The following is a 13,242-nucleotide window of genomic DNA, read 5'->3' on the forward strand; positions in this document are numbered from 1 at the left end:
ATTTAGGCTATCTTCATTTACCCAACCTACAAAGCACAAAATTTTGTTTTTAAACCTGATTGCCGTGGAAACCAAAAGCTTTTTCTGCTTTTGTTGGAACAAAAAGCAGGAGCAAACTTTAAAAAAATCTCCTGCCTTAGCTTTCCAAATAATCAAAAAAGGGTCTAGAAACTTCGGTTCTCTTCTATTTAATTTTCGACATAAAATAAGCCTTAAAATTTCGTACTTTTGCAGCCGAAATGATTTCAATAAATAATTTAACATTCCTAATTGGCTCAAGAGCCTTATACGACGAGGCAAATTGGCACATTAAACCAGGCGATAGAGCCGGCTTAATTGGCGCCAACGGGACAGGAAAATCGACACTTTTAAAAATTATTGTAGGCGAGTATGCTCCAACATCGGGCACGGTTTCTATGTCTAAAGACTTGAAAATCGGTTACTTAAACCAGGATTTACTTTCTTACGATTCGCACCATAGTATTTTGCATGTGGCCATGGAGGCTTTCGAGCGCCAAAACCAATTGCACGATGAAATTGAGGAATTACTTAAAAAAATCGAAACCGATTATAGTGAAGAGGTTTTATATAAATTAAGCGACAAGCAACAAGAATTTGAGGCTCTGGATGGTTACAACATCGAATATAGGGCAAATGAAATTTTGGCTGGTTTGGGTTTTAGTACTGCAGACCAACTGCGTCCGCTAAATACTTTCTCTGGAGGGTGGCGCATGCGTGTAATGCTTGCGAAAATATTACTACAAACACCAGATATTTTATTGCTCGATGAGCCAACCAACCACATGGATTTACCATCGATTAAATGGTTGGAAAACTATTTAATGGGTTTTGAGGGTGCAATCGTAATCGTATCTCACGATAGGTATTTCTTAGATAAAATTGTAAATCGTACGGTAGAATCTCGCAAGGGAAAACTGAATGTTTACGCCGGAAACTACAGCTTTTATGTAGAGGAAAAAGCATTACGTGGTGAAATTCAAAAGGGAGAATTTAAAAATCAACAGGCAAAAATTAAACAGGAAGAGCGTTTAATTGAGCGCTTTAAGGCTAAGGCATCGAAAGCTAAAATGGCGCAATCGCGTATGAAAGCTTTGGATAAAATGGAGCGTGTGGATGATGTTGATGATGATAACCCAACGGTTAACTTCGCCTTTAAGTTTTCTAAACCATCTGGCAGACATGTGGTTAGAATAGAGCATGCTACAAAACATTATCCAAATGTTCATATTTTGGAAGATGCTGAAGCAGTAATTGAGAAAGGCGATAAAATTGCGTTAATTGGAGCGAATGGTAAAGGTAAATCTACCCTTTTAAGGATGATTGCTGGTGCCGAGAAATTTGAGGGATTTTGTGAAACTGGTCATAATGTTACCACTACTTTCTTTGCCCAGCACCAGTTAGAATCTTTGCACTTAAACAATGCTATTTTAGAAGAGTTACAGGCTTTTGCGCCTAAACACACCGACACAGAATTGCGTGGTATTTTAGGTTGTTTCTTATTTACTGGTGATGATGTTTTCAAGAAAATCAAGGTGCTTTCGGGTGGTGAAAAATCGCGTGTGGCCTTGGCAAAATCCTTAACAACAGATTCGAACTTTTTGATTCTCGATGAGCCTACCAATCACCTGGACATTCAATCGGTTAATATATTAATTCAGGCCTTGCAACAGTTTGAGGGTACATTTATCGCGGTTTCTCACGATAGGTATTTCTTAGATAATGTAGCGAACAAAATCTGGTTTATCGAGGGCGAAAAAATTAAACAATACCCTGGAACTTACGCCGAATACGAAGAGTGGAATAGCAAACGCGTTATTCCCGTTTCTAAACCAATCCCTGTAAAAGTGCCTGAAAAGGAAAAACCAGCAGAAAAAGTGGTTACACCAAACTCCGCTAATCAGTTAAAAAAACTGAATGAGGAATTGAAAAAAATAGAAACCTTAATCTCTGAATTAGAAGCTTCTGTTAAAAATATCGAAACAGAATTGGCTGATGAAAGTGTTTATGGTAAAGCCGATAAATTGGCCGAAGCTAACAAACGTTATTTAGCTGCAAAACAGGATTTAGATAGCAGTCAGACTAAATGGGAAACCTTGGCTGCTGAGATAATGGAGCTGGAGGGTTAGTTTTAGCCTCAGATTCGCAGATTAAAATATTTGGAGCCGCAGATTTTTCTGCGGCTTTTTTTTGCTTTGTTCAAAAAACCTCACCTTGTTAGCGGTAGTGAATTGGCAGATTTTGTACGCTCCCGCTCCTTGAAGAGAGGGATTTGACGTGCAGTAGATTTAACCCATTTCATTAAAACGGAGGGGTTAAAAGCACAATCTTTTATTTCCCTCTTTTTCGGAGATGGATAAAGAGGAACTTACGAATATTTCTGTCTTTTACAGGGTGAGGCTTTGTCAATATCCAATAAAACTTTACTTTTAACCATGCAAAAACTAATTGTAATACTTTTATTTTTCATCCCAACTATAACCTTTTCCCAAACAGATCCTTTCGTAAACGAAAACAAGATTTATTTACCTAACATTAAAACTGTTCTGTGCTATAATAACACAAAAGAACAGAGCTTACCAGTTATTCAATTAAACTCATCAGAAACGATTGCTTTCTCTTTTGATGATTTGTTGGCAGGAACAAAAAATTACTGGTACACCATTGAACATTGCACATCCGATTGGCAAACTTCGCGAATTTCTACCATTGATTATCTGCAGGGTTTCGACAGCGATAGAATTATCGATTATCGTTATTCATCGAATACCACAAGAAAATATACGCATTACGAACTAACTTTACCGAATACTCAAATACAGCCAAAAATAGGTGGAAACTATATCCTTAAAGTTTATTTGGATGGCGATAAGAAGCTGCCAGTCATTTCACAACGTTTTTATATCGTCGATAATCAAATAGCTGTTGCTGCAGAGGTAACCAATTCTTTTCAGGTGGCAGATAGAAATAGTAAGCAAAAGATCAATTTCACGCTGAATCATGCTATTCCAATTGCCAATCCTTATCAAGATCTAAAAGCATTTGTAATGCAAAACTTCAACTCAAATACCGCTCAAATTAACACGAAGCCATCTTTTGTTCGTCCGAATCAATTGGTTTATAACGATTTAAGCACAAATGATTTTTGGGGAGATAATGAGTTTAGAAAATTTGACACCAGAAGTTTACGTTTTAAGGGAGATAATGTAAAAGATATTTATCGCGATAATGAATCTGTAAATGTGATGCTTTTCCATGATGCTCCAAGAAATAATGGGGCTTTCGCTAATCAATATGATGAGAATGGAAACTTTTTTATCAGAAATACAGATGGTAGAGATGATAAAACCGAAGCCGAATATATGGGTATTCTTTTTACCCTGAATGCCCCCGCTCCAAGTGCCAATGGCGATGCTTATGTTGTCGGTCGTTTTAACAATTACACTTTAGGTAAGGAGAACAAATTGCTTTACGATGCTGGCAGAAAACAGTTTTACGCCAATATTATGCTTAAACAAGGTTTATATGATTATGAATATGTTTGGCTTAATAACGAAACAAAAACTGCGGAAAGTCAACCGTTCGAGGGTTCATTTTTTCAAACTGAAAACAGTTACCAAATCTTGGTTTATTACCGCCGCCCGGGTGCTCGCTGGGAAACATTAATGGGCTATACGAATTTGAGCAATAAGGCGAAAGAGAGAAGATAAAACCTTTTAGTAATTACATTAATTGTCAATTACACCTTTATTGTTACATAAATTTTCTTCATTTTGGAATTGGATAATTACTTTAGTAATCAGATTATTGAGTAAACCAAAATGCTTGTTCGCAAGCATCTAACCAACTATTATGATTAAAAGAATTATTGCTTTTGCTTTAATGATATTATATTATGAGCAGAATTTTGCTCAAACGGAATTTAAATCCTACAATCAATCTATTAACGGAACGAAATTAACTTTCGATATGCAAACCATCCCAGCTGGCAAATTTAAAATGGGGAGCAAAACAGGAAAGCCCGATGAACAACCTGTTCATGAAGTTCAGCTCGATGCATTTTGGATTGGAAAGTACGAGGTAACTTGGGATATTTTTGAACCATTTCTTTACCGCGATTTTGAAAAACAAGCTAGCATTTCTCCTATTCCAGCCGAAGTTGATGCCGTAACCCGACCAACCAAGCCCTATTTAGATATGACTTTCGGAATGGGAAAAGAACATCAACCAGCCGTTGCCATGACACAATACAATGCCATTCAATTCTGTAAGTGGTTGTACGTACGCACTGGAATTTTTTATCGCCTGCCTACTGAAGCAGAATGGGAATATGCCTGTAAAGCAGGAACAGCCACCAATTATTCTTTTGGCAACGATCAATCTTCACTAAAAGACTATGCTTGGTACAAAGAGAATAGTGGTAATAAAACACATCCTGTTGGGCAAAAAAAACCAAATCCATGGGGATTACACGACATGCATGGAAATGTAAGTGAATGGACTTACGACCAGTATGTAGCTGATTTTTACCAAGAAAATAAAGTTTCTATTAATCCAATAGCCGTTCCTGATAAATTATACCCAAATGCAGTTAGAGGCGGTTCTTATGATGAAACACCCAATAATTTAACATCGACAGTGCGATTAGCATCCGATCCCTCTTGGAAACAACTTGATCCACAAATTCCAAAAAGTAATTGGTGGTTTCCTGAAGCGCCATTTGTTGGAATGCGATTGGTACGGCCTGAAAAAACGCCATCTAAAGCGGATATCGATGCCTACTACAATAAACAGCCTATCAAAGATTTTTAACCAGACACATAAAAACCAATATAAACTAAGAATGAAAAAAGAACCAAACGCACAAGAAAGGCGTGATTTCCTAAAAGCCTCTGCCCTACTTGCAGGTGGCGCAATTTTAAGCAGTATTCCGCTTGCGGGTGCTTATGCATCAGGAAGTGATACCATTAAAGTAGCTTTAATTGGCTGTGGAGATCGAGGAACCGGAGCAGCATTTCAGGCATTAAGCACTAAATTTAACCTCAAATTAGTAGCCATGGCTGATGCATTTCAAGATCGCCTAGATAGCAGTTATCAATCTCTTAGCGCTAAATTTGCCACAAAGATGGATGTTCCAAAAGAACGCCAATTTGTGGGATTCGATGCTTATATGAAAGCTATTCCACTGGCAGATGTTGTTTTACTGGTTACGCCTCCAGGCTTTAGACCAATCCATTTCGAAGAAGCCATAAAGCAAGGAAAACATGTTTTTATGGAGAAACCAGTAGCAGTAGATGCACCTGGAATTAGAAGAGTTTTAGCTGCCGCAGAAGAAGCTAAAAAGAAAAAATTGAACGTGGTAGTTGGACTACAAAGACGCTATCAAAGTAATTATCGCGAAGCAATGAAACGCGTTCAAGATGGTGCGATTGGAGATATTGTTTCTGGTCAGGTTTACTGGAACAGTGGTGGCGTTTGGGTTCGACCGCGTACTGCAAATCAAACTGAAATGGAATATCAAATGCGTAACTGGTACTATTTTAATTGGTTATGTGGTGATCATATTGTAGAGCAACATGTTCATAATATTGATATTGCGAATTGGATTACTGGTGAACATCCAGTTTCAGTTCAAGGAACTGGCAGCCGAGCCTGGCGAACAGGCAAGGATTACGGCGAGATTTACGATAACCACGCCAATGAATTTACTTATCCAAATGGAGCAGTAATTTATAGTCAGTGTCGCCATTTTGAGGGTACAAGTAACCGTGTGGATGAATCTTTCCAAGGAACAAAAGGAAAAATATATCTTTCTGGAGGAAATCAAGCCATTATTGTAGATTCTAAAGGAAAGGAGATTTACAATCACAATACCAAGGGAAATGCCAATCCATATCAAACGGAACATGATGAACTTTTCGAAGCAATATCTAAAGGAGATTATAAATTTACGAATGCAGATTACGGCGCTACAACAACTTTTTCTGGCATTATTGGTCGCTATGCTACTTATTCTGGTCAAACTATAAAATGGGATGAAGCATTAGCAGCTAACAACAGTTTGTTGCCAGAGCGTTTTGCTTGGGATGCAAATCCTAGATTAATGCCAGATGCAAACGGACTTTATCCTGTCGCTATGCCAGGCAAAACCAAGGTTTTATAAAGCTTAATATGCAATATAGGTTTCTGTTCCTTTTCCTATCGCTATTCATTAATTTTAGCGCAAAGCGTGAAGTAAGGCAATATAAAATTAACGGCTTTGCCCAAGGTACAGATTATGCCATAATGTATTATGCAACAGATAGTTTGGCAACAAAACCTGGAATAGACAGCTTATTAAATAAAATTGATTTATCGATGTCGCTTTACAAAAAAGGCTCATTGATCAATCAATTTAATCTCGCAGGTAAACAAATCAAAATTGATCATTTGATGAGTGATGTTTTGAAAAGAAGCTTTGAGATTAACCGCGATACCAAAGGTATATTCGATATCACGGTGGCGCCATTGGTTCAAGCTTGGGGCTTTGGACCAAAGGAAAATACAAAGGAACCGAGCAGTTCTGAAATTAAATCGATTTTGGAATGTGTTGGAATGAAAAATCTAAAACTAAAAAATGGATCACTCACGAAGACCAAGCCATGCGTTACGATAGATTTAAATGGAATAGCTCAGGGTTATAGCGTAGATTTAATTGCTGAATATCTAGAAAAAAAAGGTGTTAAAAATTATGTGGCTGAGCTGGGTGGTGAAATTAGAATTGCAGGACCAAAACCAGATGGAACACCAATGAAAATTGGAATTGAGGGTCCAGATAAGGATGACATACCAGTTATTAGACATATTGTTGCGGTAAATTCTGGCGCCATTACTACATCAGGAAGCTACAGGAAATTTCATCAGAGTGGGAAGAAAAAGATTTCTCACCTGATTAATGCGCAAACTGGATACCCTTTAGACAATGAAATGATTAGCGTTACTGTTTATGCTAAAGATGCCATTACAGCCGATGGGTATGACAATGCATTAATGGGAATGCACCTAAATGAAGCTATGAAATTTGTGAATGATAGAAAAAATTTAGAGGCCTATTTTGTCTATCATCAAAGCGATGGAGCTGTTGCAGATACTTTAACCAAGGGCTTCAAAAAATTATTAACCAATTAAAACTAGCTTTTACATTTAAAAAACCAACAAATGAAAAGAAGTGAATTTATAAAAAATAGCTTGTTAACTGCCGGTGCTATTACTACAGGTGCGGGAATTACAAACACTTTTGCTACCGAAAAACAGAATACTGCACTTGCCGATAAGGTTTTTAATTTAGATTATGCGCCACATCAAGGTATGTTCGAAAACCATGCAGGCAAAAGCTTTCTCGATCAGATTCAGTTTATGTACGATAAGGGCTTTCGTTCCATCGAAGATAATGGCTACCTAAACAGGTCCGTTGAAGAACAAGAAAAAATCGGCAACCTCTTATCAAAGTTAGGGATGAGAATGGGCGTTTTCGTAGTTGATGGTGGCGATAACTGGAAAACTTCCTTAACAACAGGCAAAAAAGAGTTTAAGGATAAATTTATAGAAACCTGTAAAAAATCGGTTGAAGCGGCAAAACGCTGTAATGCGAAATGGCTTACCGTTGTCCCTGGTTTTTATGAACGCAATTTACCTTATGGCAATCAGTTTGCAAATGTAATCGATGCCATGCGAGCTGGAGCAGAAATATTTGAACCTCATGGACTTATTATGGTGTTAGAAACCTTAAGCGATACTCCTGAATTGTTCTTGCAAAAAACCAATGAAACCTTTGCCGTTTGTAAAGCTGTAAAAAGTCCATCTTGTAAAATTCTGTACGATATTTACCACATGCAAAGAACAGAAGGTGATTTGATTAAAACCATGGATCGCTGCTGGGATGAAATTGCCTACATCCAAATTGGCGATAACCCAGGTAGAAAAGAACCAACAACAGGCGAAATTAACTACAAAAACCTCTTTAAACATTTACATCAAAAAGGCTACAAAGGTGTAATGGGCATGGAACACGGAAACTCAAAAGGTGGAAAAGAAGGTGAGCTGGCCGTAATTGCAGCATATCGAGCAGAAGATAATTTTTTGTAAAATAAGATGGTCTGTGAGAATACAGACCATCCTTAATAAAATAATTTTTATCGTTATGAATTAACCACAACATAGACCCAATTTTTTGGGAAATAAGAAAGATAAACACAGATGAACATTTATGGTAATCTGTATTCATCTTTGCTAATCTGTGTTTAGAATATTTATTGAGTTTTCAAAACCCAAACCGATACGCTTCCGGCATTACAATGAAATTCTGCCCAGCCATTTTCATCAATAACAACTTCTTTTTCTCTATGGCCTAAGGCATCGACAAAAGTTTTGCCAACAAAATTTTTGCCAATTTCCATTTCCTTAAATCCCTCTTCACCTGTGCTTAATAAAACTGCTAAGCCACTGTTTTCATGTTCTTCGTCGCCTGCACGAGTCCAGCCCACGCAGTTACCATGATCGAAATGATCGCGTTGTAATCCATAAGATAAACTAGCCCTGATTTTACTCATGATCTCAACCTCAGGCAGAGCTACTAATTCTACATGGGTTTCATCGCCTTCTTTATCTTTATCATCATAAATTCCGCCATATATATCTGGAAAAAACAGACATGGAATTCCTTGTTCCCGCAAAAGAATAATGGCATAAGCTAGTGGCCTAAACCAAAAATCTACATAGCTTTCCAAAGCCTGTAAGGGCTGCGAATCATGATTATCAACAAAAGTAACCGCCAATTCTGGAGAGATTCCAATTAAGGTATTATCAAAGATGGTACGCATATCAAAACCATTCCCATCTTTACTAGCTAAGAAAAAGTTATGGTGAAGAAGCGAATCGAAAATCTGTGTCTTTCCCTCCATCAAGTTGATGTACTCCAACTGCGATTCTGTATTCTCTACATTCCAATCTTCAGCAACCACAAAAAACTTACGATTATATTTTTGCGCTAAATGCTCCAACCATTCCTTAATAAAATCTGGATTGATGTGTTTTACCGCATCCAACCTAAAACCATCTATATTGGTCGTTTCTACCAACCATTCACCCCAATATTTAAGTTCTTCTACAACTTCTCGATTACGATAATCTATATCATTGTACATTAAATAATCATAGTTACCAAGCTCCGTCGATGGCACTTTCTCAAATCCCTCTCCAACAAAATTTTGGATTGAATAAATAGCTGTTTCCTTTAAATCCTCTGCCCAATCTACTCCACTAAAACATTGATGATCCCAAATAAATTTAGAATATTTACCTGACCTGTTCGGAAAGGTAAATTTTGTCCATGCTTCTATTTCAAAAACATGGCTCGTAAATTTATTTCTATCGTTGGGATCAACAGTTCTAACAGGAATTTTCTCCAATTCATCTCCACCAGCTTTATGGTTAAAAACTATATCTGCCAGCGCCGCAATACCTTGATCCTGCAAGGCTTTAATCGCTTTTATGTATTCCTCTTTCGATCCATATCGAGTGCTGACACTCCCTTTTTGATCAAATTCTCCCAAATCAAAAAGATCGTAAGTATCATAGCCTACAGAATATCCGCCTGTACTGGCTTTGTAAGCAGGCGGTAACCAAACTGAAGTAACCCCTATTTCTTTCAAATGAGCAGCCTCATTAGCTACTTTTGTCCATAAATTTTGTTCCTCGTTATAATACCAATGAAAATATTGTATAATGGTTTGATTTTGCATTAATTTGATTTTAAGCTAAGATAACATGATATTTTGGCAATTGTTTTTTGGAAATGTAAGCCAGAAGTAAATAGAAAATGTTAGTCCTGCTTTTGCTTATAGTGCCGAAAAAACCTGTAAGATAAGCAAGCATACCAAGAAAACATTATTTGTGCTCAAATCGGCAGCTATTTAGCGCAATCAGGTTTAAGAATAGAGGGACTGTATTTCAAAACGCAGACATAGCTAGCGCCATAATCGCGACATTCTTATGCTTTTGAGGGGAGAAAGCTTTCCGTTCCTAAACCTGATTTAACGGAAATCCTTTTAAAATTTAAACCATCAACCTTTCAATGGAGCAGAAATTATTTTAAAAGATTGCAGAGAGAGCAGGGCTGACATTCATCAGTACAAATAACCTTGCTTTCCAAATCATTCATCGGATAACTATTTACACACCAAGTATTCCAAATCATTAATCAAATGCTGTTTTAACGCACATTTTTACTTAATTTGCACCATATTATGAGCTTGAAAAAGAAATTTGCCAAAGAGAGTTTTACAATAATGAATGAGTTGGTTTTGCCAAACGACACCAACACCTTGAATAATTTAATGGGTGGGCGTTTATTGCATTGGATGGATATTGCAGCAGCAATTTCGGCTCAAAAACATTGTAATCGCATTGTTGTAACAGCTTCGGTAGATAATGTTTCTTTTAAACACCCCATAAAATTGGGCGATGTAATTACGATTGAGGCAAAAGTAACTCGTGCCTTTAATACCTCTGTGGAGGTTCGCCTTGATGTTTGGGCAGAAAACATTCCAAGCGGTGCCCGCCAAAAAAGTAACGAGGCTTATTATACTTTCGTGGCTGTTGACCAAAGTGCCAGAACCATTCCTGTACCTGAATTAGTCCCCGAAACGCCGGAGGAAATAGATCTTTTTGATGGTGCTTTACGCCGCAGGCAGTTACGTTTGGTTTTGGGCGGAAAAATGCATCCGGATGAGGCTACCGAGCTAAAAGCCTTGTTCTTTAAATCATAATTTTTACACAGATTTCCTTTCTGATTAACTCGATTGTTTTATTTTAGCGAATTACCATACGCTAAAAACATGACAACATATACAATTCTTATCATTTTAAGCGGATTAGTAATTTTCTCTTATCTGTTTGATTTAGTGGCCAGTAAAACTAAAATTCCATCGGTTTTATTGCTGCTATTGTTGGGTATAGGCTTACGGTTTCTGGTAGATTACTTAAAAATTCAAACGATAAACTTCCTTTCCATACTGCCCACATTGGGCACAGTTGGTTTAATTTTAATCGTTTTTGAGGGATCGCTAGAACTTAAATACGATCAAAATAAGAACAAGATTATTCGTACAGCATTTCTTTCTGCGCTAACCATTTTGCTAGGCACCGTAACCATTGTTACCATTATTATTTACCAAATTACGCACAAGGATTTATATACCTGCATTGCCAATGCCATTCCGTTTAGCGTAATAAGTTCGGCAATTGCAATTCCCTCCGCAGCGGCTTTGGGCAATAAAGACAAAGAATTTGTAGTTTACGAATCTTCCTTTTCTGATATTTTGGGCATTATCATTTTCAATTTTGCCATCACCAATCATTCCCTTACCACTTCGGCATTTATTGGTTTAGGCTTAAGCACTTTTTTAATTATTTTACTTTCGGCGATAGCGTGTGTGGTGCTTTTATACATTATGGGCAGGCTGGTTCATCACATTAAATTCTTCTTAATTATCTCGATACTTATTCTGGTTTATGCCATCGGTCAATCGTACCATCTATCTTCTTTGGTACTGATTTTAGGCACAGGTTTATTTCTAAATAATGCCGATACCATTAAGAATGTGTGGTTCAGAAGCGTGTTTCTATATAAAAACTTAACAGCAGATTTATCTCAACTTTATCAATTATCGGCTGAAAGTGCTTTTATTCTACGAACGTTTTTCTTTGTAATTTTTGGCTTCACAATGAATATTAACGAATTAAATAATAAACCAATTTTAGCTAATGGATTCTTTATTCTGGTTTCGATTTATGTGATTAGGCTTATTTTTCTTAAAATTTTTAAGAAAGATAGCCTAGCTCCCATTTTATACATTGCACCGAGAGGACTGATTAGTATTTTGCTTTATTTTAACTTGCCGGCATCATTAAAAATACCAGAGGTGGGAACGTCGTTTTTGTTCTTGGTCGTTTTGGGATCGAGTATTGTAATGACTTTAGGAATTACGCTGAGTAAGCGTAAGAGAGAGGACGCTAAGGTTTAAAATTTGCAGAAAGCTCTTTTAGTTTTTTCAATTCTGCTAAAGTATTTGGGTTTTGCTGATAATAAACAGAGTAATAACTAATCGTTTCTAATTGGGCAAAGTCAAACTCTTTTCGGAATTTGTAATTTGCTATGCTTGGATTTATATTATGCAAAGAACCAACAACTACATTTGCCACACCTTCTAAGGCTGTGCCAACTATGGCTCCAGCAACAGCTCCAGCGATTTCTTCGTTGGTCGTAGGTTTTTCTCTGCCCCATTTATCGACGCTTTCGCCCCGTTGATTTGTATATTGATATTCCTTAGGATCCTCTTTTTTTACATATTTAAAAATATAGCTTTGTAATTCATAACTTGCTTTTGTTACCCTCAGCTTAATTGATTTTACATCCGAAGTAGTCACTTCTTGATATTTATCTTTTGAATAGAGTATAACTTTATGAGAATCTATTTTAACAAATAATCCCTTAAATTTGTCATCCTTAGTTTTTATAATTGCAATATATTGCTTAATCCCATCTGAAATTTTCGAACTTTGAGCAAAGCTGAATAATGTATTCATGACCAAGCACATAACTAAAGCAAACTTTATTCTCATGAGTTTTTGTTATTGATAAACAATTGACATTAAACACAAATTAACTCCCCATCTCTAAAATCTTATCGAATTCTGCGGCTTTTAAAGGCATCACCGATAATCGACCTTGGCGCACTAAGGAGATATCTACCAAACTTGGTTCCGCTTTAATCTGCTCCAATGAAACTGGATTTTTTAAACTTTCCACTGGCGATAAATCTACTACCACCCAGTTCTTATCATCCGTTGTTGGATCTTGGTAAGATTCCTTAACTACTTTTGCAATGCCTACAACATTTTTACCCTCGTTGCTATGGTAAAATAGAACCAAGTCTCCCTCTTTCATTTCCCTGAGGTTATTCCTTGCCTGATAATTGCGAACCCCATCCCAAAAAGTACGTCCATCTTCATTAAACTTATCCCAACTGTATTTAAAAGGTTCGCTCTTTACTAACCAATATCGTGTTTTATTCATATTTCAAGGGGGTTTTTAGTAGCTCTATTGACAAAACCGTTGACAGAAATGCTAACAATCCCGTTGACACCCCCTCAAGGCATACGATTCAAACCTTTGAAATTTAAACC

At 36.9% G+C, this 13,242-nt stretch carries 11 protein-coding genes; 8 read left to right on the forward strand and 3 right to left on the reverse strand.

Features of this window, described 5'->3' with window-relative positions; genetic code table 11:
• Positions 1-239 precede the first annotated feature (239 nt).
• The 6 genes from EZ449_RS12035 to EZ449_RS12060 all read left to right on the forward strand — a co-directional run bounded on the left by EZ449_RS12035 (position 240) and on the right by EZ449_RS12060 (position 8,142).
• Positions 240-2,147: an ABC-F family ATP-binding cassette domain-containing protein gene (locus EZ449_RS12035; protein WP_131559018.1), complete on the forward strand. Its 1,908-nt coding sequence runs from the start codon at positions 240-242 to the stop codon at positions 2,145-2,147.
• 306 nt (positions 2,148-2,453) lie between these two features.
• Positions 2,454-3,728: a type IX secretion system plug protein gene (locus EZ449_RS12040; protein WP_131559020.1), complete on the forward strand. Its 1,275-nt coding sequence runs from the start codon at positions 2,454-2,456 to the stop codon at positions 3,726-3,728.
• Between the two features lie 142 nt (positions 3,729-3,870).
• Positions 3,871-4,830: a formylglycine-generating enzyme family protein gene (locus tag EZ449_RS12045; RefSeq protein ID WP_205942997.1), complete on the forward strand. Its 960-nt coding sequence runs from the start codon at positions 3,871-3,873 to the stop codon at positions 4,828-4,830.
• 31 nt (positions 4,831-4,861) lie between these two features.
• Positions 4,862-6,181, forward strand: coding sequence for a Gfo/Idh/MocA family protein (locus tag EZ449_RS12050; RefSeq protein ID WP_131559022.1), 1,320 nt, complete (start codon positions 4,862-4,864; stop codon positions 6,179-6,181).
• A gap of 8 nt (positions 6,182-6,189) precedes the next feature.
• The gene (locus tag EZ449_RS12055; RefSeq protein WP_131559024.1) at positions 6,190-7,185 is read left to right on the forward strand and encodes an FAD:protein FMN transferase; all 996 of its coding nucleotides are present in this window, start codon (positions 6,190-6,192) and stop codon (positions 7,183-7,185) included.
• A 30-nt stretch (positions 7,186-7,215) separates the two neighbouring features.
• Positions 7,216-8,142 (forward strand): hydroxypyruvate isomerase family protein, encoded by a 927-nt coding sequence (locus EZ449_RS12060; RefSeq protein WP_131559027.1) that lies wholly within the window; start codon positions 7,216-7,218, stop codon positions 8,140-8,142.
• A gap of 164 nt (positions 8,143-8,306) precedes the next feature.
• Here the strand turns inward: EZ449_RS12060 and EZ449_RS12065 are convergent, their stop codons facing one another.
• On the reverse strand, positions 8,307-9,797 hold the full coding sequence (locus EZ449_RS12065; RefSeq protein ID WP_131559029.1) for an alpha-amylase: 1,491 nt from the start codon (positions 9,795-9,797) through the stop codon (positions 8,307-8,309).
• A 504-nt stretch (positions 9,798-10,301) separates the two neighbouring features.
• Between EZ449_RS12065 and EZ449_RS12070 the strand changes: the two genes are divergently transcribed.
• Together EZ449_RS12070 and EZ449_RS12075 are read left to right on the forward strand one after the other, a co-directional pair.
• Positions 10,302-10,823, forward strand: a complete 522-nt coding sequence (locus tag EZ449_RS12070; RefSeq protein ID WP_131559031.1) for an acyl-CoA thioesterase — start codon at positions 10,302-10,304, stop codon at positions 10,821-10,823.
• Between the two features lie 69 nt (positions 10,824-10,892).
• A complete protein-coding gene (locus EZ449_RS12075; protein WP_131559034.1) occupies positions 10,893-12,080 on the forward strand; it encodes a cation:proton antiporter in 1,188 nt (395 codons plus the stop codon).
• Here EZ449_RS12075 and EZ449_RS12080 read toward each other — a convergent pair.
• A complete protein-coding gene (locus EZ449_RS12080) occupies positions 12,070-12,642 on the reverse strand; it encodes a hypothetical protein (protein WP_165499746.1) in 573 nt (190 codons plus the stop codon). The genes EZ449_RS12075 and EZ449_RS12080 overlap by 11 nt on opposite strands.
• 76 nt (positions 12,643-12,718) lie before the next feature.
• Positions 12,719-13,132, reverse strand: coding sequence for an EVE domain-containing protein (locus EZ449_RS12085; RefSeq protein ID WP_131559038.1), 414 nt, complete (start codon positions 13,130-13,132; stop codon positions 12,719-12,721).
• Positions 13,133-13,242 lie beyond the last annotated feature (110 nt).

The organism is Pedobacter frigidisoli (assembly GCF_004331675.1).
GTDB classification, from domain to species: Bacteria; Bacteroidota; Bacteroidia; order Sphingobacteriales; family Sphingobacteriaceae; genus Pedobacter; species Pedobacter frigidisoli.

What these genes read in the sequence shown, in the direction of transcription:
- EZ449_RS12035 (WP_131559018.1), top strand. Translation starts at nt 240, where the DNA reads ATGATTTCAATAAATAATTTAACATTCCTAATTGGCTCAAGAGCCTTA.
- EZ449_RS12040 (WP_131559020.1), top strand. Translation starts at nt 2,454, where the DNA reads ATGCAAAAACTAATTGTAATACTTTTATTTTTCATCCCAACTATAACC.
- EZ449_RS12045 (WP_205942997.1), top strand. Translation starts at nt 3,871, where the DNA reads ATGATTAAAAGAATTATTGCTTTTGCTTTAATGATATTATATTATGAG.
- EZ449_RS12050 (WP_131559022.1), top strand. Translation starts at nt 4,862, where the DNA reads ATGAAAAAAGAACCAAACGCACAAGAAAGGCGTGATTTCCTAAAAGCC.
- EZ449_RS12055 (WP_131559024.1), top strand. Translation starts at nt 6,190, where the DNA reads ATGCAATATAGGTTTCTGTTCCTTTTCCTATCGCTATTCATTAATTTT.
- EZ449_RS12060 (WP_131559027.1), top strand. Translation starts at nt 7,216, where the DNA reads ATGAAAAGAAGTGAATTTATAAAAAATAGCTTGTTAACTGCCGGTGCT.
- EZ449_RS12065 (WP_131559029.1), bottom strand. Translation starts at nt 9,797, where the DNA reads ATGCAAAATCAAACCATTATACAATATTTTCATTGGTATTATAACGAG.
- EZ449_RS12070 (WP_131559031.1), top strand. Translation starts at nt 10,302, where the DNA reads ATGAGCTTGAAAAAGAAATTTGCCAAAGAGAGTTTTACAATAATGAAT.
- EZ449_RS12075 (WP_131559034.1), top strand. Translation starts at nt 10,893, where the DNA reads ATGACAACATATACAATTCTTATCATTTTAAGCGGATTAGTAATTTTC.
- EZ449_RS12080 (WP_165499746.1), bottom strand. Translation starts at nt 12,642, where the DNA reads ATGAATACATTATTCAGCTTTGCTCAAAGTTCGAAAATTTCAGATGGG.
- EZ449_RS12085 (WP_131559038.1), bottom strand. Translation starts at nt 13,132, where the DNA reads ATGAATAAAACACGATATTGGTTAGTAAAGAGCGAACCTTTTAAATAC.